Source organism: Paraburkholderia bryophila (genome assembly GCF_003269035.1).
Lineage (GTDB): Bacteria > Pseudomonadota > Gammaproteobacteria > Burkholderiales > Burkholderiaceae > Paraburkholderia > Paraburkholderia bryophila.
The window spans coordinates 159,956-177,716 of sequence record NZ_QLTK01000002.1 but is presented as its reverse complement, the minus strand read 5'-3'; the positions used below and the strand labels follow the sequence as shown (position 1 = coordinate 177,716).

Annotated in this window: 15 protein-coding genes; 3 read left to right on the top strand and 12 right to left on the bottom strand. The window is 65.0% G+C overall.

The features are described 5' to 3' along the window. Window positions 1-39: 39 nt before the first annotated feature. The 6 genes from BX591_RS04340 to BX591_RS04315 form a co-directional block, all read right to left on the bottom strand. Window positions 40-786, bottom strand: a complete 747-nt coding sequence (locus BX591_RS04340) for an SRPBCC family protein (RefSeq protein ID WP_111929499.1) — start codon at window positions 784-786, stop codon at window positions 40-42. Between the two features lie 33 nt (window positions 787-819). Then, window positions 820-1,212: a DUF427 domain-containing protein gene (locus BX591_RS04335; RefSeq protein WP_111929498.1), complete on the bottom strand. Its 393-nt coding sequence runs from the start codon at window positions 1,210-1,212 to the stop codon at window positions 820-822. 192 nt (window positions 1,213-1,404) lie between these two features. Next, window positions 1,405-1,902, bottom strand: coding sequence for a carboxypeptidase-like regulatory domain-containing protein (locus tag BX591_RS04330; RefSeq protein WP_111929497.1), 498 nt, complete (start codon window positions 1,900-1,902; stop codon window positions 1,405-1,407). A 331-nt stretch (window positions 1,903-2,233) separates the two neighbouring features. Beyond that, window positions 2,234-3,754 (bottom strand): DegQ family serine endoprotease, encoded by a 1,521-nt coding sequence (locus BX591_RS04325; protein ID WP_111929496.1) that lies wholly within the window; start codon window positions 3,752-3,754, stop codon window positions 2,234-2,236. 171 nt (window positions 3,755-3,925) lie between these two features. Further along, window positions 3,926-5,227, bottom strand: coding sequence for an ATP-binding protein (locus BX591_RS04320; protein ID WP_111929495.1), 1,302 nt, complete (start codon window positions 5,225-5,227; stop codon window positions 3,926-3,928). A gap of 4 nt (window positions 5,228-5,231) precedes the next feature. Then, the gene (locus BX591_RS04315; protein WP_111929494.1) at window positions 5,232-5,894 is read right to left on the bottom strand and encodes a response regulator; all 663 of its coding nucleotides are present in this window, start codon (window positions 5,892-5,894) and stop codon (window positions 5,232-5,234) included. Window positions 5,895-6,212: 318 nt separating this feature from the next. Here BX591_RS04315 and dacB point away from each other — a divergent pair, with 318 nt between their 5' ends. The 3 genes from dacB to BX591_RS04300 all read left to right on the top strand — a co-directional run bounded on the left by dacB (window position 6,213) and on the right by BX591_RS04300 (window position 10,389). Next, window positions 6,213-7,910, top strand: coding sequence for a D-alanyl-D-alanine carboxypeptidase/D-alanyl-D-alanine endopeptidase (gene dacB, locus BX591_RS04310; RefSeq protein WP_111929493.1), 1,698 nt, complete (start codon window positions 6,213-6,215; stop codon window positions 7,908-7,910). 195 nt (window positions 7,911-8,105) lie between these two features. Continuing rightward, window positions 8,106-9,044, top strand: a complete 939-nt coding sequence (locus BX591_RS04305) for a sterol desaturase family protein (protein WP_111929492.1) — start codon at window positions 8,106-8,108, stop codon at window positions 9,042-9,044. Window positions 9,045-9,138: 94 nt separating this feature from the next. Beyond that, window positions 9,139-10,389 carry an SGNH/GDSL hydrolase family protein gene (locus BX591_RS04300; RefSeq protein WP_111929491.1) on the top strand — a complete coding sequence of 417 codons (1,251 nt, stop codon included), beginning with the start codon at window positions 9,139-9,141 and terminating at the stop codon, window positions 10,387-10,389. 230 nt (window positions 10,390-10,619) lie between these two features. On the opposite strand, the gene BX591_RS04295 is transcribed toward BX591_RS04300, so the two are convergent. From BX591_RS04295 to pyk, 6 genes are all read right to left on the bottom strand, one after another. Beyond that, a complete protein-coding gene (locus BX591_RS04295) occupies window positions 10,620-11,675 on the bottom strand; it encodes an L-threonylcarbamoyladenylate synthase (protein WP_111929490.1) in 1,056 nt (351 codons plus the stop codon). Between the two features lie 10 nt (window positions 11,676-11,685). Further along, a complete protein-coding gene (locus BX591_RS04290; RefSeq protein ID WP_111929489.1) occupies window positions 11,686-12,882 on the bottom strand; it encodes a 5-(carboxyamino)imidazole ribonucleotide synthase in 1,197 nt (398 codons plus the stop codon). A 148-nt stretch (window positions 12,883-13,030) separates the two neighbouring features. Beyond that, entirely contained in the window at window positions 13,031-13,549 is a 519-nt protein-coding gene (purE, locus tag BX591_RS04285; RefSeq protein WP_035548372.1) for a 5-(carboxyamino)imidazole ribonucleotide mutase, read from the bottom strand. A gap of 39 nt (window positions 13,550-13,588) precedes the next feature. Continuing rightward, window positions 13,589-14,479, bottom strand: coding sequence for a phosphoribosylaminoimidazolesuccinocarboxamide synthase (locus BX591_RS04280; RefSeq protein WP_111929488.1), 891 nt, complete (start codon window positions 14,477-14,479; stop codon window positions 13,589-13,591). Window positions 14,480-14,642: 163 nt separating this feature from the next. Further along, window positions 14,643-15,707, bottom strand: a complete 1,065-nt coding sequence (fba, locus tag BX591_RS04275; RefSeq protein WP_111929487.1) for a class II fructose-bisphosphate aldolase — start codon at window positions 15,705-15,707, stop codon at window positions 14,643-14,645. 292 nt (window positions 15,708-15,999) lie between these two features. After that, window positions 16,000-17,436 carry a pyruvate kinase gene (pyk, locus tag BX591_RS04270; protein ID WP_105509545.1) on the bottom strand — a complete coding sequence of 479 codons (1,437 nt, stop codon included), beginning with the start codon at window positions 17,434-17,436 and terminating at the stop codon, window positions 16,000-16,002. Window positions 17,437-17,761 lie beyond the last annotated feature (325 nt).

Here is a 17,761-nt window from a genome sequence, read left to right as displayed (position 1 = left end):
CCAGGATTTCGTAGTCGCATCGACGCGACAATCCAGCTCTCAGCGCTCGCTAATCCAGCGCGCGACATACAGCAACAAGGCGACCAGAAAGATCATCGCCGCCCATGCCCAGTAAGGCAGCGCATGCGGACTGGACTCGTGCCGCGACACCCCGTGCGATGCGCCATGCGACGCACTCGCCGCGCGCCCGGTCAGCTCGTTGTGATCCGCGCGCGCGCGCCGCGCGATGCCGCCAAGGTTGATCGGCCGTAGAAACACATGCTGACGACGCGCCGCCGAACCCCGCGCGCGATTCGGACCTTCACCGTATTTCGCCCGCACCACCGCGTCGAATTCGGCGAAGAAATCATCCGCCAGCTGATGCAGCGCGTTTTCGAGCTGGCGTGTCGGCAGTTCGGCGAGCGGTCCGGACGAAGTCGCCCAGATCGTGTAATCGATCCGTGTGCCGCGCTGTTTGCCCGCGCCGAGCGGGCTTTCGTCCGCCCGCAGACGCACCTCGATCTGCCCGCGCAACGCGCCGATCCCTTCGGCGCGGGCCTTGAAGTTGATAGTGCGGCGCTGCGCGTCGGCCGGTCCGGAATCCTGCCCCGCTACGTGGGCACGCGCTTCGTAACGCGCGCGCAACGGCCCGAGCGGCACCGTCAGCACCAGCTCATATTCGCCGTGAGCGAGACGCGTGAACGACTCGCAGTTGTCCAGGCTGGCGCGCAACAGCGCGAGGTCTTGCAACGCTTCCCAGACGTCGGAGGCGCCAAGCGGAATTCTCAACGCGTCGTTCAATTCCATTGCAGCCTCCCCGGATAAACGCGTGCGGTCGGATCAGGAAGTCTGATCGATCCGATCGACACGCGATGCGTAGAACGCGAGATACCCTTTGATCTGTTGCGCCGGCTCGAGCGGCGTTTCGTAGCTCCAGACGGCGTTCTCGATCAGGCCATCTTCAGTGCGTAGATGGAAGTATGACGCGTCGCCCTTGAACGGGCAGTGCGAAGTATGCGTGGAGCGTTCGAGGCGGGCCATGTTCACGTCCGCGCGCGGGAAATAGAACACGTCCGGCAGACCGGTTTCCGAGAGCGTGAGACCGGCCTGGGTATCGGCCATGGTGACGCCGCCGTGAATCATCCTCACCCGGTGGCTATTGCCGACGATCGAGATGGTGTGTCCGCCCGCGCCCGTGCCTGGGCTTCCGTGAGGTGTCAAGGCATCGCTCATGTCCCGGCTCCGTGATGAGGTGCGATCGTGCGAACGGGTCTACAAACGCGTCGCACAAACGGCTGGTACAAACGGGTCGTACAAACTGAAAAGCCACGGGGGGCGCCCGTGGCTTCATTATCGGCCAAACTCCCGGCAAGTGTGCGCGCTTCCTGACGCGCGCAACAGAAGCCGCTCGGCCCAATTACACGGTCACTGCGTCGTCCAGTAGAAATCCGCCTTGGCGGAGCCCTTGGCCGGGATCGTCACGGTCTTGCTCTGGTCGCGATCCTTGTACTGCGCATGCACCGTATAGCGGCCGGGGCGCAGCTTGACCAGCATGTACGGTCCGCGCGACGTGGCGCTCAGCACCTCGCCGTCATGGGCGTCGACCACTCGCACGTGGACATCCGCGAGAAAGTCGGAGCCGGGGCCCGTGAAGCGCAACGACAACGGCCACTGGCCTTGCGCATGTTGCAGCGCCTTCGATTCGTCCTGGCCGACGCCGCCCGACACGAACGCGACGTCGCCCTTGTGCTGGATTTGCGGCATGCCCCCGCCGTTGGCATTGCCCGCGCTGCTATCGTCGGCGGTCGTGCCGCCGGTGGTGCCGTTCGACTGCTGTGCATACGCGCCGCCCGCCAGACCGAGCGTGAGCGCTGCGCATAGCGCGGCGGCTACGATCCTTCGCTGCTTGCGTTGGGTTTTCATCGGTTCGCTCCTTGTTGAAGTCGTATCCCTTCCGGCACCGTCACTCGACGGCCCGGATCAAGGCAGACGCAACCTGCGTGCCACGAGGCAGATCGCGTCGTCTGAAAACCGCTGTTGCGCCGCGCTGCACGGCGCACAGCACCTTGCTTCGGTATCGCTCGATCGAAAACAGCAATAGAAAGCGGATAAAAAAATGCCGGTTCGCAGGCAGTAAGTGCAAGGACCGGCAAGCGTTACTTCAATTCCCGGGCAAATCGGCCAGGCGCTCCGCCAGTCCGTCGGCAGATCAGCCGGCAGGACCCGGCACAACCGAACCCTGCCCGCTCGACGATCAACCCAGATCCACCGGCACGAAGATCTGCGCGTTGTCGCGCTGGATCAGCAGCGCGATGCTATTGCCGGCGCCGGCGATGATCTGCTTCAACTGATCAACGGTGGTGATCGGCCGGCCGTTGACCGCGAGAATCACGTCGCCCGGCTGGATGCCGGCGCTTTCCGCCGCCCCGCCCGACTGCTGCACCAGCAGACCGTGCGAAATCGAGGCGCCGCTCTTCTCTTCCGGCGTCAGCGGCCGCACCGCCACGCCGAGACGGCCTTGCAACTGGGTCGGCTGATCCACCTTGTCGGAGGCGACCTTCGCATCCGACAACGAACCGATCGTCACCTTCAGATCTTTGGTGGCCTTGTCGCGCCACACTTGCACGGTAGCCGAGCTACCCGGCGTCAGCCCCGCGACCTGCGCCGGCAGATCCGTCGAGTCGCCGACCGTCTCGCCGTTCACCGACAGAATCACGTCGCCCGGTTGCAAGCCGCCCTTCGCGGCGGGGCCACCCGGATCGACCGAGCTGACCAGCGCGCCTTGCGGCTTCTGCAGGCCGAACGAATTGGCCAGCGTCTGGTTCATGCCCTGCACCGCGACGCCGAGACGGCCGCGGCTCACATGACCGGTCTTGACGATGTCGTCCTTGACCTTGATCGCCTCGTTGATCGGGATCGCGAACGACAGCCCCTGGAAGCCGCCGGTCTGCGAGTAAATCATCGAGTTGATGCCGATCACCTCGCCTTGCAGATTGAACAGCGGGCCGCCCGAATTACCCGGGTTCACCGGCACGTCGGTCTGGATGAATGGCGTGTAATTCTCGTTCGGCAGCGAACGCGACTTCGCGCTGATGATGCCCGAGGTCACGGTGTTGTCGAAACCGTACGGCGAGCCGATTGCGACCACCCACTGGCCGACCTTGCTCTGACGCGGATCGCCGATCTTCACGGTCGGCAGATTGCTCGCGTCGATCTTCAGCACGGCGACGTCGGACTGCTTGTCGGCGCCGATCACCTTGGCCTTGAATTCGCGCTTGTCGGTCAGCTTCACGGTGACGACGTTGGCGCCGTCCACCACGTGCGCATTGGTCAGGATGTAACCGTCGCTGCTGACGATAAAGCCGGAGCCCAGGCTCGCGCTCGGCTGATCGGCCGCATCGCCGCCGCCGTCGCCGCCTTGCATGCCCGGCATACCGCCGAAGAAGTGCTTGTAGAACTGGTAGAACGGATCGCTCGGATCGATCGGCAACTGATTGCCGCCGGCGTTACCGCCGTTGCCCTGACTGCGCAGCGCGGTCTGCTTGACCACGTGCTTCGCGCTGATGTTGACGACGGCCGGGCCGTAGGTTTCGACCAGCCCCGAGAAATCGGGAATGCCGGTTTTGGCTGCGGCTTCGGCGGGCATCATGGCGGCTTGCGCCGGCGTGATCACCTGCGGCGCGGGCACGTCGCGATGCCCCGCCACATAGCCGGCGGACAGCGCCAGGGCGACAGCTACTGCAACAGCGCTGCGGGACAAGGTTTTCGCGTTCATCGTGTACTCCTGACTGGGAGAAAGAGGCTACTGGATGACTCGAAGCGTACGGGGCATCGCTTAAAAGAGTCTTAAGCAGCGCCAGATCGCTCCAAGCCTATCGTCAGGGCCGCTTTAAGTCCCGTTCAAGCCGGATTTAAGCCACTTTACGAACGGAAAGCCTCGACTTCCTCAGAAGCGCACGTTGACCTGCAAGCCACCCGCGGGCGACTCGTCGAGCGACACGGCCGCATGGTGTTGCGTCGCGATCCTGCGCACGATCGCCAGCCCCAGGCCGCTGCCCGCGACATCGGTGCGCGCGCGATTCGCACTGGCGCCCGCGCGATAGAAACGGTCGAACACGCGATCCCGTTCGGCCGGCTCGATGCCCGGACCGCTGTCGGCGATGCGCACGATGGGGTGTCCGTCTTCGACATGCAGACTGACGTCCACCCGGCCGCCGCGCGGCGTGTATTTGGTTGCGTTGTCCACGAGGTTGTTGAACATCACGCGCAACGCGTCGGCGTCGCCGATTACCGTGGCGGCTTCGCTCGCGTCGATGCCGAGATCGACGCCGCGATTCTGCGCGAGCGGCAGGTACTTCATCACGCAGTCCTGCAGCAACGCGCGCAGATCGATTGCGTCGGTGGCGGCGAGGCCGTCCGGTTCGGAACGCGCGAGCGCGAGCAGTTGTTCGGCAAGACGCGTGGCACGCGTCACACCCGCCTGCAGATCGGTCAGCGCTTCACTACGGGACGCGTCGTCTTTCGCGCGCGCCACCAGTTGCGCCTGAATCTGCACCGCGGCGAGCGGCGTGCGCAACTCATGCGCGGCATCGGCAACGAACGCTTTCTGAATGTCGAGCGCGGTGGCGAGCCGCTCGAGCAGGCCGTTCAGCGCCCGCACGAGCGGTTGCACTTCGAGCGGCAGACGCTGATCGGGCAACGGATCGAGCGCTTCGGGATGGCGCGTGTCGAGCGCGCTGGTCACCCGCCGCAACGGCTTCAGGCCGCGCCCGACGATCACCCACACCGCCACGCCCATCAACGGCAGCAGCACGATCAGCGGCCACAGCGTGCGCAGCGCGACACTCGCCGCGAGACGGTTGCGCACCGACACCGGCTGCGCCAGTTGCACGACGTTATCGCCGACGATCGCGCCATACACGCGCCAGTCGCCACGCTCGGTGTGCTCGGTCGAAAAACCCAGCTCGGCGCGCGGCGCGAGCGGTGCGCGCGGCCGCGAGTAGTACATCAGCACGCCGTTGCGGTTCCAGATCTGCAGCACGATGCCTTCGTCGCCGGTATCGCGCGAACCGAGCACTTGCGAGAACGGTTCCGACGGCAACGCCGCGGCAATCTGCTCTAACTGGTAATCGAACAGTTCGTTGGCTTCCGCCAGTGCCTGGCGGTAAATCAACCACCCCGCAATGCCGACGCCGAGCAACACCAGCGCCAGCAGCCAAATGAGCAATTGACGACGAATCGAACGCATCGGCTCAGGCGTCCTTCGCGATCATGTAGCCGAGGCCGCGTACGTTGCGAATCAATTCCGCGCCGAGCTTCTTGCGCAGTGCGTGAATGTAGACCTCGACGGTATTGCTGCCGATCTCTTCGCCCCAACCGTACATTTTTTCCTCGAGCTGGCTCTTCGACAGCACCGCGCCGGGGCGCGCGAGCAACGCTTCCAGCAGCGCGAATTCGCGCGCCGACAAGGCGACCGGCGAGCCGTCGAGCGTGACCTGATGCGAGGCGGGATCGAGCGTCAGATTGCCATGGCGAATCGTCGAATCGCTGCGGCCCGATTGACGGCGGATCAGCGCGCGCATGCGGGCGCCGAGTTCGTCGAGATCGAACGGTTTGACAAGGTAATCGTCGGCGCCGGCGTCGAGGCCTTTGACGCGATCGGCCACCGCGTCGCGCGCGGTGACGATCAGCACCGGCAGCGCATGACCGCGCGCGCGCAGTGTGCGTAACACGTCGAGACCGTCGCGTTTGGGCAGGCCGAGATCGAGCAGCAGCAGATCGTAAGGTTGCGAGCCCGCCGCGCTGAGCGCCGCTTCGCCGTCTTCCACCCAGTCGACCGCGAAGCCTTCGCCGCGCAGCGCCTTGCGCACGCCTTCGGCGATCATCCGGTCGTCTTCGACTAGCAAGATGCGCATGGTTATCCGTTCCGAAACGTTGATCGATGCCGCATTCTAGCGCCCGCCATCGCCGCGCACGCCCGTTGACGCTTTTTTCACCGCAGCCTCACGGCATGTCTCTACAATGGGCGCTTTGCGTCGCGCGGCGCCGGATGGCGCGCGCAACGCGCCGTGTATGCGGAACGCGTCGATCGTTCGCAAACGCGTGGGGCCTTTCGATGCTTTCGCCTCTTACAGAGTGGCAACACGATCGGAACGGACACGCTATGCGCTGCGTCGACGCATTCCCGGATTGCCGCGTCTCCACGCCCTGACCTCCTGCTTTTTCGCCCGTCCATGACGCACGCTTTTCTGTCTTCTCTCGCACGCCGCCTGCACCGGGTCGCGCCGCGTTCGCGCTTCTTGTCCTCCCCGGTTTTCGCTACTGCTTCCGCCTCTTCGATGCCGCGCCGCTTCGTGCAGCGGCCAGCGGCCGGCTGGTTGCTCGCCTGCGCCGTGCTCGGCAGCGGCGCCGCTGCCGCGCTGCCGCTCGCCGCGCAGGCGCGTGTCAAGGCGACGCATCCGAGCGTCAACGTCACCACCGTGCTGCCGCAGCCGGTCATGCTCGGCTTGCAGCGCGCGCACGTGCCTTTGTCGTCGATCAGCGTGGTCGTCGAAAAGGTCGGCGACCGCACGCCGATCGTCGCGCTAAATGCCGGCAAACCGATGATGCCCGCCTCGACGATGAAGCTCGTCACCACCTATTCCGGCCTGTCGATTCTCGGCCCCGACTATCGCTGGCGCACCAGTGCGTACGCGGACGGCAACGTCGACGCCAACGGCGTGCTGCACGGCAATCTTTACATTCAGGGCACGGGCGACCCGAAGCTTGTGCCGGAAGAATTGATCGACCTCGTGCAGAAGATCCACAAGGCCGGCATCAACGGAATCGACGGCGCGCTGGTGCTCGACAAGCGCTACTTCGATCCGTCCACGCGCGACCTGCCGCCGTTCGACGACGACGCCACCGCGCCGTACAACGTCGGCCCCGATCCGTTGCTGTATGCCTTCAAATCGCTGTCGTTCACGCTGACGCCGTCGCCCGACGGTAGCGTCGCGATCGACGTGCTGCCCGCCCTCGCGCAATTGCAGATCGACAATCAGATGCATGCGGTCAACGGCCCGTGCCGGGGCGATGCGTCGACGGTCTCGCCGAGCGTCGCGCCGCAGCCGAACGGCACGGTCGTCGCATCGTTCAGCGGCGACTATTCGGTGCGCTGCGGTCCGCGCACGATCAACGTCGCCGTGCTCGATCATTCGACATTTTTCGCGGGCGGCTTTCTCGCGCTGTGGCAACAGACCGGCGGCACCTTCAACGGTGCGACCCGCGAAGGCGCGGTGCCGGTCGGCGCCAAACTGGTCGCCACGCACGAAGGGCCGATGCTGGCCGACATCGTGCGCGACATCAACAAGTTCAGCAACAACACGATGGCGCGCAATCTGTTCCTGACCATCGGCGCCACCGAGGAAAAGCCCCCCGCGACGCCCGCCAAATCCGCGCGCGCGATCCAGGCGTTCCTGCGCCGCGACGCCGTCGACATGGAATACCTGACGCTCGACAACGGCTCGGGCCTGTCGCGCGACGAGCACGTCACCGCGCTCTCGCTTGCCGATCTGTTGCAGCGGGCCAATGCGAGTCCGGTCGCCCAGGTGTTCGTGGAGTCGCTGCCCATCGCGGGCGTGGACGGCACCATGCGCAACCGCCTCACCAACCAGGGCGCGGGCGGCAACGCGCACATCAAGACCGGCACCTTGCGCGACGTGCGGGCGATCGCGGGCTACGTGGCGTCGGCGGACGGCAACAGCTACGTGGTCGTCAGCCTGATCAACGATCCGCATTCGGAAGCCGCGCGCGCGGCTCACGACGCCTTGCTCGAATGGGTCTATCAGGGTCCGTCCCAGGGCTTCACGAAAGTGTCCGATCCGGTCGTGGAACCACGCGGCAGCCGCGCCAGCAAGCCCAGGAAAAACCCGCACCAGCGCGCGGCCCACTGAGGTTTTCTTCTAGCGAAGCCGCGCGCCGCAATGCTCCCAAGCGTGTACGCTGTCGGGCAGTGTTTGAGGTGCGCGTAAAACGCTCCGCGTGGCGCGCAAGCCATGCATCCGTAGCGGTCGCGTGGCCTAATCAAACGATAACGACACGACCCGCTGCGTGCAGCGCAGCGGCCAGGGACCACGGAGGAAGACACCATGCAATTCGATGCGGAATTGCTGCTGCTCGCCATGGCGCCCGTCTTTCTCGCATGCATCGGCTGGGAGGCGTGGCACCTGCGGCGTACACGCCCGGACGCGCAGCTTTATAGCTGGCGCGACACGCTCTGCAACGCCGCACTCGCGCTGATGCAGCAAGCCGCCGACAAGCTCGCGTGGCTCGCCATCATTCCCGTCTACGCGTTCTTCTACGATCACTATCGCGTCACCACCTGGCAGGCCAACTGGGTCTCGTTCGTGGTGCTGTTCATCGCGCAGGATCTGCTCTACTACGTGTTCCATCGCTGCAGCCATCGCGTGCGCTGGTTGTGGGCCGCGCATGTGGTGCATCACTCGTCGGAGCGGATGAATTTTTCGACCGCCTTCCGGCAAAGCCTGATGTATCCGGTCGCCGGCATGTGGCTGTTCTGGATACCGCTCGCCGTATTCGGCTTTCCGCCGAAGCAGATCGTCGCCATCGTGCTGATCAATCTCGGCTTCCAGTTTTTCGTGCACACGCAAGCGATCGGCAAGCTCGGCTGGCTCGAATACGTGTTCAACACACCGTCGATTCATCGCGTGCATCACGCGCGCAACGAGCGCTACATCGACCGCAACTATGCCGGCGTGCTGGTGATCTGGGATCGCCTGTTCGGCAGCTACGTGGAAGAAGATCCGCACGACGCGCCGGTGTACGGCATCGTCGAACCGCTGCACACCTACAACCCGCTGAAGGCGACGTTTCACGAATGGACGTCGATGGCCGCCGACTTTGCGAGCTTGCGCGGCTGGCGCAACAAGTGGCGCGCGCTGTTTGCGCCGCCCGCGTGGGCCGCGGATTATCATGCGCGTCGTGCCGCCGGTTCAAACGCGTCGAGCCGCATGGCGGACGTAGAGGAAAACCATACGACTGCGTTTGAAACGCCGCGCAGGCCGTAGAAGATTCTGTAAGCTGTCGTCACGCCGCCGACGCGGTGGGCGCTGCCTGCAACACATGGCGCAAGGGCCACACATACGAGGAGATGTAGTCAACATGAAACAAACAGCATCGAAAAAACAAGCCTGGTTGCGCGTCACGCAGATCGCCATGGCCAGCACGGCGTTTGCCATGCTCGTCGCTTGCGGCGGCGGCAGCGACAATAACAACAACGCCAGCGCAACCCCGGCGGGCGGCGTGAAACTGCAGGTCGTGTCGTTCGGCGACAGCCTGTCGGACGTCGGCACCTATGCACCGGTGATCCAGTCGAGCTTCGGCGGCGGCCGCTTTACGACCAACCCGGGCGAAGTGTGGACGCAGAAGGTCGCGGAATACTACGGCGGCACGTTGAGCGCCGCGTATCTGGGCGGCTTCGGCAAACCGCTGGTGGCAACCGGCGGCCTCGGCTACGCGCAAGGCGGCTCGGACGTCGTCAACCCGCAAGGCGAAGGCTGGGCGCCGAACAACATGGCGGCCACGACGGTGCCGGTCGTGACCCAGGTGGCCAACTACCTGAGCGCGAACGGAAGCTTCAACGCGAACCAGCTCGTGCTGATCAACGGCGGCGCGAACGACATCTTCCAATTCGCCGGCACCACGGCGAATCTGACGGCGCTCGCCACCGCGCTCGCTACGCAATATCCGCAACTCGTCGCGGCCGGCCAACTGCCGAACACGCCGGCAGGCCAGGTGACGTTCATCGCCGGCTACCTGCAACAGTTGCCGAACCCGCAGATCGCGCAGGCGGCCGCGCAACTCGCCGCGCAGATTCAAACTATCGTCGCCTCGGGCGCGACGCACGTGGTGGTCTCGACCGTGCCGGACATCGGCAATACGCCGCAGGGCGTGCAGGCCAATGCGGCCTCGCCGGGCGCTGCCGCGCTGCTGACGGGCATCACCGCCGCGTATAACGGCATCCTGCTGCAGAACCTGCAGGCGCGCGGTCTGGTGGGTAATGGCAAGGTCATCGTGGCGGACGCGTTCACGTGGCTGGATCAGCAATTGCCGAACTACCAGGCGCTGGGCTTCACGGTGTCCAACACGGGCACGGCATGTAACCTGACGTCGATGGTGGCGAATGCAACCGCGTACGCAACCGCGAACCCGAGCGCCACGAACGGCCTGACGCCGGCTCAATACGGCGCGCAGTTCGGCTCGTCGCTGTTCTGCTCGCCGCAGACTTATACGGTGGCCGGCGCCGACCAGACCTACATGTTCGCGGATCTGGTGCACCCGAGCACGCACCTGCATGCACTGTTCGCGCAGTACGTGACGCAACAGATCGCGGCGACGGGTCTGGGTAAGTAAGGTGGAGGTCGCCGTGTAGCGGCGATGCAGGCAAATGTGAAAACGCCCGGCTTGGTGATCGAGCCGGGCGTTTTTGTTGGTGCGGGTGCGGGCGCTGGGTGCTGGGCGTGGCGTTGGTGTCGCGGTTCGGCCGCCGTTAAGCGGACCACGTTAGGCGCGAAATCTGCAAAATCGCCACGCGCCGCACGCGATCGACACGCATGAACAAGCGGATCGCAACTCGCCGCCGGTTAACCCTGCGCTTCAAACGCCGCGGCGGCTCTTCCCAGCCTGTCATTGACCGCGATCCACTCGATCGTGTCGGGCAGCTTCTCGATCAGAATGCGCGTCACGTTCGCGCGATCCAGCGCTCTGAGCAAGCCATACAACTCACGCGCATAGAGATGCGGATCTTCAGGCGCGGCGATGAAATGCACACCGTCGGTGTCCGCCCAGTGACCGGCGCGCGATGCCCGCGCCACCAGCGCGACCCGCTCGCCCGCCTCGCGGGCAGCCAGCAGGGGTTCGAGCGCGCCGAACGGCAACAACGCCAACGGCGTGCGCGGCGCGTAATGCGCCTTCAACGTACCGGAAGCGCGCGGCGCGGTGGCGTCCGATCCATCCGGCAGACGGGGCGCTTCGCCGAGCACGTCGGCGATATCTTGCGGGGTGACGCGGCCCGGTCTCAACAGCGCCGGAAACCCGCGCGACAGATCGACGATCGTCGATTCGATTCCGACGTCCGACGCGCCGCCGTCCAGCACGTGAATCGCACCGCCGAACTCGTCGCGCACATGCTGCGCGGTGGTCGGGCTGACGTGCCCGAAGCGGTTCGCCGACGGTGCGGCCACGCCGCCATGTCCGCCACGCAATGCGCTGAACGCTTGCAGTAACGCCTGCGCGACCGGATGCGACGGGCAACGCAAGCCCACCGAATCCTGCCCCCCGCTGACCGCTGCGTCGATGTGCGCGGCACGCTTCAGAATCAGCGTGAGCGGGCCCGGCCAGAACGCGTCGATCAGACGTTGCGCGTCGGCGGGTAAATGCTCGACCCAGTAGTTCGGATCGCCATTCGGCGCGAGGTGCACGATCACCGGATGATTCGCCGGCCGGCCCTTCGCCGCGTAAATCCGGCCGACCGCGGCCGGACTCTCGGCGTCGCCGCCGAGGCCGTACACGGTCTCGGTGGGAAACGCGACCAGCCCACCCGCGTCGAGCAACGCGGCCGCGTGCTCGATCTGCGCGGCGCTCACGGGCAAGGCGCTCGCGACGCCTTCGGCTTGAGCGGGTTTCGGTTGATCCGGCATGGTGCGCGCGTCAGCTCGTGAGGATGTGCAGAAGTCGCGCGCAATCGCGCCCGGCGGTGCGGGCTTCTTCAAGCGTCGCCGCGGTGAAGTTCACATGGCCCATCTTGCGGCCGCAGCGCGCTTCTTCCTTGCCGTACAGATGCAGACGCGCCGCCGGCATGGCGGCCACGTCGTGCCACGGCGGCGTGACCGCCGCGCCCTTCGGGCCGTCCGGAAACCACACGTCGCCGAGAATATTCAGCATCACCGCCGGCGAGTGCTGGCGCGTGTCGCCGAGCGGCATGCCGGTCATGGTGCGCACCTGCTGTTCGAACTGGCTGGTCGCGCAGGCGTCCACCGTGTAATGGCCGGAATTGTGCGGGCGCGGCGCCATTTCGTTGGCTACCAGCGAGCCGTCTTCGAGAATGAAGAACTCGACGCACAGCACGCCCACATAGCCGAGCTTGTCGGCGATTTGCAGCGCGGCCTGCTGCGCCTGTTCGACGAGCGTCGGGCTCGCGTCCGGCGCGGGCACGATGGTGTGCGACAGCACGCCGTCGCGATGGGTGTTCTGGGCGAGCGGATAGACCACCGACGCGCCGCTCGCCGCCCGCGCGATCAGCGCGGAGACTTCGAACTTCAGCGGCAAACGCTTCTCGAGCACGCACGGCACGCCGGCGAGCGACGCATACGCCTCGCGCACTTCCTCCGCGTTGCGCACGCGAATCTGGCCCTTGCCGTCGTAGCCCATGCGGGCGGTTTTGAGGATGCCGGGCAGCACGGCTTCGAGCGCGGCGTCGTCGAGCGCGGCGAGCGCGTCCGACGACTCGATCACCACGTGCGGCGCCACCGTCACGCCCGACGACGCGATAAAGCGCTTCTCGGCAATGCGATCTTGCGCCACGGCGACGCAACGGCCGGCCGGGCTGACGAAGGTGGTCTTCGCGAGGAAATCGAGGCTTGCCGCCGGCACGTTCTCGAATTCGGTCGACACGGCCGCGCACAGTCGCGCGAGTTCGGTCAGCGACGCTTCGTCGTCGTAAGCCGCGCGCAGATGGCGGTCGGCGACGGCGCCCGCCGGACTGCTTTCGTCCGGATCGAGCACGGCGACGCGATAGCCCATGGCCTGAGCGGCAAAGCAGAACATGCGGCCGAGCTGGCCGCCACCGACCATGCCAAGCCATGCGCCGGGCAGAATCGGTGAAACCGGTGTGTTGTCTGGGTTCATCTTAGTGGTCGGTCGCGGCCGGGTGGGCTTGCCTTAGGACAGACAGGCAGACACCCGGCCGGGGGTCGGACAGCAACATCGTGTATGGACCAGCGTAAGCGCTACCGCTGGTCGGACAGGGGACGTCTTTTTGGATCAATCCCGGCGCTTACAGCGCCGGCAATACCATCGCATGAGCGGCTTCATTCTGGCGCACGCGGAACGCCGCCAGTTTCTCCGCATACTCGGCGCTCGTGCCGCTCAGAATCGACACCGCGAACAGCGCCGCATTCGCCGCGCCCGCCTCGCCGATCGCGAACGTGGCGACGGGCACGCCCTTGGGCATCTGCACGATCGAATGCAGCGAATCGACGCCTTTCAGGTACTTGCTCGCCACCGGCACGCCGAGCACCGGCACCGTGGTCTTGGCCGCCAGCATGCCCGGCAGATGCGCCGCGCCGCCCGCACCCGCGATGATCGCGCGGATCCCGCGCTCGCGCGCGCTTTCAGCATAGGCGAACATTTCGTCGGGCATGCGGTGCGCGGAGACCACCTTCGCTTCGTACGGTACGCCGAATTCCTGCAGAATCGCCACGGCGTTTTTCATCACTTCCCAGTCGGAACTGGAGCCCATCAGCACGCCGACAACCGGCGCGCCATGCGTATGGGCGGTTTGAACGTCACTCATGTTACGGCTTCCTTGTGTCTCGATCGGTGCAACCCGTAATCAGGCGAGCTTCCGGCCGGTCAGGCGTTCGAGCGCTTCCTGGTATTTTTCGCCCGTCTTCGTGACCACTTCGTCCGGCAGCTTCGGCGCCGGCGGTTCTTTCTTCCACGTTTGCGTTTCGAGCCAGTCGCGCACGAACTGCTTGTCGAACGACGGCGGGTTCGTGCCGACCTGATACTGATCCGCCGGCCAGAAGCGCGACGAGTCTGCGGTCAACGCTTCGTCCATTAGATACAGCTTGCCGTGGTTGTCCAGACCGAACTCGAACTTGGTGTCCGCGATGATGATGCCGCGGGTCGCCGCGTAGTCCGCCGCTTCCTTGTAGAGCTTGATCGAGATGTCGCGGATCGTGGCCGACAGTTCGGTGCCGATGCGGCGTTCCATCTCGTTGTACGTGATGTTTTCGTCGTGATGACCCATTTCGGCCTTGGCGGCCGGCGTGAAGATCGGCTCGGGCAGCTTCTGCGCGTTTTGCAGACCCGCCGGCAGTTCCACGCCGCACACCGAACCGGTGGCCTGGTAGTCTTTCCAGCCGCTGCCGGCCAGATAGCCGCGCACCACCGCTTCGACGAGGATCGGCTCGAGGCGCTTCACCACCACGGCGCGGCCCTTGACCTGCTCGACTTCGTCGGCCGCCACCACGGATTCGGGCGCCACGCCCGTCAGGTGATTCGGCACCACATGCTGGAGTTTGTCGAACCAGAAGTTCGCCATTTCGTTGAGCACGCGTCCCTTATTCGGAATCGGCTCGCCCATGATGACGTCGAACGCCGACAGACGGTCGGTCGTGACGATCAGCAACTGGTCGTTGCCCACCGCATAGTTGTCGCGGACTTTACCGCGGCCGAGCAACGGCAGCGAGCGGAGCGTGGATTCGTAGAGGGTAGACATCGTCGTGGTTCGCTAAAAGTGGGGCAAAAAGTGTGACCGGAACAAAAGGGAAACGCCGTTCCCCGGATGATGCGGGAACGGCGGTCTAACCACAACCTGGCCGGATAGCCAGGCATCAAGCCTGGGCGTCGGGCCAGATATCAGCTTAGCGGACTCAAGGGGCTTAGCGCACCAGTTGCGCGAGCTCGCCCGACTTGTACTTCTCCGCGATTTTATCAAGCGAAACCGGCTTGATCTTGCTCGCCTGGCCTTCGCAGCCGAATTGCGTGTAACGCTCGATACAGATCTTCATGGCGGCGTCGCGCGCCGGCTTCAGGTAATCGCGCGGATCGAACTTGCCCGGATTGGTCGCCATGTAGCGGCGGATCGCGCCGGTGATCGCCAGACGCAGGTCGGTGTCGATGTTGACCTTGCGCACGCCGTTCTTGATACCTTCCTGAATTTCCTCGACCGGCACGCCGTAGGTTTCCTTCATGTCGCCGCCGAATTCGCGGATTTCCGCGAGCAGTTCCTGCGGCACCGACGACGAACCGTGCATCACCAGATGGGTGTTCGGAATGCGCTGGTGGATTTCCTTGATGCGCTGGATCGACAGAATGTCGCCCGTGGGCTTCTTGCTGAACTTGTACGCGCCGTGCGACGTACCGATCGCGATCGCCAAAGCGTCGCATTGCGTCAGCTTGACGAAGTCGGCGGCCTGCTCAGGATCGGTCAGCAGTTGCTCGCGGGTCATCAGGCCTTCGGCGCCGTGACCGTCTTCCTTGTCGCCCTTCATGGTTTCCAGCGAACCGAGCACGCCCAGTTCCGCTTCCACCGTGATGCCGATCGAGTGCGCGGCATCCACCACGCGGCGCGACACTTCGACGTTGTACTCGTACGACGCGACGCTCTTGCCGTCGGCTTCGAGCGAGCCGTCCATCATCACGCTGGTGAAACCGCTGCGGATCGCGGCCATGCAAACCGCCGGCGACTGGCCGTGGTCCTGGTGCATCACGACCGGAATGTGCGGATACGACTCGACCGCGGCTTCGATCAGATGGCGCAGAAACGGCTCGCCCGCGTACTTACGCGCACCGGCGGAAGCCTGCATGATGACCGGCGCGTTGACCTTGTCGGCCGCCATCATGATCGCCTGCACCTGCTCCAGATTGTTCACGTTGAATGCCGGCAGGCCGTAGCCGTTTTCAGCGGCATGGTCCAGCAGTTGACGCATTGATACGAGAGGCATGCTTAACTCCTTAGATTGAAACGAATTCTTGTGCCGTCGGCATCTTTTGGGCGATTTTATCGCGAAGCAAACCGCATACCCGCTGTACACCTGATCACGCCTGCCCTAAAGCGCCGGGCGTTCCTTCACGCCGCCATGCGCGATTGGCGCCTGCGCGCCGCCTCTCGCGGGGCATGCAGTCGCTTCGCTTGAATCATCTCCGTGCCGATCGGGCAGTCTGTCTGCTGTCGACGAGAGTTAGCGCCCCTGGCGCCTGCTCCCGCCCCATGCCGGACAGTGCTGCCAAATCAATTCAATACGGCTCGCCGACTCGCACGATTTTCAGCGTATTCGTGCCGCCGGCCTGACCCATCGGCTCGCCGACGGTCAGCACGACCATATCGCCGTGCGACGCGTAACCCTTGCTCACCACGGTTTCCAGCGCCTGTTGCAACGCGGTGTCGCGGTCGGTGTTGGTGTCCAGGTGCAGCGAGGTCACGTTGCGGTACAGCGCCATGGCGCGTTCGCTGCCGACCCGCGGCGTGAGCGCGAAAATCGGCACGTGGGTCCAGTGACGCGACATCCACAGCGCGGTCGAACCGGATTCGGTCAGCGCCACGATCGCCTTCGCGCCCAGGTGATAGGCGGTGAAGAGCGCGCCCATCGCGATCGACTGGTCGATGCGGGTGAACGTGCGGTCGAGGAAATCCTTATCCAGCTCCGACTGCTCCGACTTCTCGGCTTCGACGCAGATCGCCGCCATCGTTTCGATGGTCTGGACCGGGTACTTGCCCGCCGCCGATTCGGCCGACAGCATGACCGCGTCGGTGCCGTCCAGCACCGCGTTGGCGACGTCCGAGACTTCCGCGCGGGTCGGCACCGGTGCGTAGATCATCGACTCCATCATCTGGGTCGCGGTGATCACGAACTTGTTCGATTCGCGCGCCATCCGGATCATGCGCTTTTGCAGCGCCGGGACTGCGGCATTGCCCACTTCCACGGCCAGATCGCCACGCGCGACCATGATGCCGTCCGACGCGTCGAGAATGCCCTGCAGCGCCGGAATCGCTTCCGCGCGCTCGATCTTGGCGATCATCTTCGGCTTGATGCCGAACGGCGCACCGGCGATGTTCGCCAGCTGGCGAGCCATTTCCATGTCGGTGGCGTTCTTCGGGAACGAGACCGCGACATAGTCGACGCCGAGCGACATGGCCGTGCGGATGTCTTCCATGTCTTTCGCGGTCAGCGCGGGCGCCGACAGGCCGCCGCCCTGGCGGTTGATACCCTTGTTGTTCGACAGCTCGCCGCCGATCTTGACGATCGTATGGATCTCGCTGCCGATCACGCGCGCGACGTCCAGCACGATCAGACCGTCGTTGAGCAACAGCACGTCGCCCGGTTTCAGGTCGCGCGGCAGGTCTTTGTAGTCGAGACCGGCGCGCTGCTCGTTGCCGAGTTCGCATTCGGCGTCGAGGATGAACGGCTCGCCGGCGACCAGCATGATCTTGCCGTTTTCAAACTTACCGACCCGAATCTTCGGGCCTTGCAGGTCGGCCATGATGGCGACTTCACGGCCGGCCTGGCGGGCCGCCTCGCGCACGAATTCGGCGCGCTGGCGGTGGTCGTCGGCGGTGCCGTGCGAGAAATTGAGCCGCACCACGTCCAGTCCTGCCTGAATCATTTTCAGCAGAATTTCGGGCGTGCTGGAAGCCGGTCCGATGGTGGCGACAATCTTGGTGGCGCGATGCATGAGTCTCCTCGTCTGGGTGAGATCGCTGGGAATAGCGCTGCGAGTCGGATGCGGAGGCTGCGCACCGAAAGATGCTGCCGGGGGCTGCGCGCCGGTTGAAACCAGCGTCGCTTTATGGGGTGAAGCGGTGTTCGACACCAGCACGGGGCGTGCTGGCGGTTCGGCGAGCGCGACCTCGTCGTCCGGGAGTTCTGCCTGCGATTGCGCGGCTTGTCCGATGGACAATTCCGCTGCTTCGCCGGTAGTGGTCAACTCCGCGTGCGCGAGGGGCGAGCCGGATTTTTCGGGTTGCGGCGTTTCCGTGGTGTTCACCGCGGTCGGGTCC

Excerpts from the sequence above, each read along its gene's own strand:
- BX591_RS04340 (WP_111929499.1), bottom strand. The coding sequence starts at position 786 with ATGGAATTGAACGACGCGTTGAGAATTCCGCTTGGCGCCTCCGACGTC.
- BX591_RS04335 (WP_111929498.1), bottom strand. The coding sequence starts at position 1,212 with ATGAGCGATGCCTTGACACCTCACGGAAGCCCAGGCACGGGCGCGGGC.
- BX591_RS04330 (WP_111929497.1), bottom strand. The coding sequence starts at position 1,902 with ATGAAAACCCAACGCAAGCAGCGAAGGATCGTAGCCGCCGCGCTATGC.
- BX591_RS04325 (WP_111929496.1), bottom strand. The coding sequence starts at position 3,754 with ATGAACGCGAAAACCTTGTCCCGCAGCGCTGTTGCAGTAGCTGTCGCC.
- BX591_RS04320 (WP_111929495.1), bottom strand. The coding sequence starts at position 5,227 with ATGCGTTCGATTCGTCGTCAATTGCTCATTTGGCTGCTGGCGCTGGTG.
- BX591_RS04315 (WP_111929494.1), bottom strand. The coding sequence starts at position 5,894 with ATGCGCATCTTGCTAGTCGAAGACGACCGGATGATCGCCGAAGGCGTG.
- dacB (WP_111929493.1), top strand. The coding sequence starts at position 6,213 with ATGACGCACGCTTTTCTGTCTTCTCTCGCACGCCGCCTGCACCGGGTC.
- BX591_RS04305 (WP_111929492.1), top strand. The coding sequence starts at position 8,106 with ATGCAATTCGATGCGGAATTGCTGCTGCTCGCCATGGCGCCCGTCTTT.
- BX591_RS04300 (WP_111929491.1), top strand. The coding sequence starts at position 9,139 with ATGAAACAAACAGCATCGAAAAAACAAGCCTGGTTGCGCGTCACGCAG.
- BX591_RS04295 (WP_111929490.1), bottom strand. The coding sequence starts at position 11,675 with ATGCCGGATCAACCGAAACCCGCTCAAGCCGAAGGCGTCGCGAGCGCC.
- BX591_RS04290 (WP_111929489.1), bottom strand. The coding sequence starts at position 12,882 with ATGAACCCAGACAACACACCGGTTTCACCGATTCTGCCCGGCGCATGG.
- purE (WP_035548372.1), bottom strand. The coding sequence starts at position 13,549 with ATGAGTGACGTTCAAACCGCCCATACGCATGGCGCGCCGGTTGTCGGC.
- BX591_RS04280 (WP_111929488.1), bottom strand. The coding sequence starts at position 14,479 with ATGTCTACCCTCTACGAATCCACGCTCCGCTCGCTGCCGTTGCTCGGC.
- fba (WP_111929487.1), bottom strand. The coding sequence starts at position 15,707 with ATGCCTCTCGTATCAATGCGTCAACTGCTGGACCATGCCGCTGAAAAC.
- pyk (WP_105509545.1), bottom strand. The coding sequence starts at position 17,436 with ATGCATCGCGCCACCAAGATTGTCGCCACCATCGGACCGGCTTCCAGC.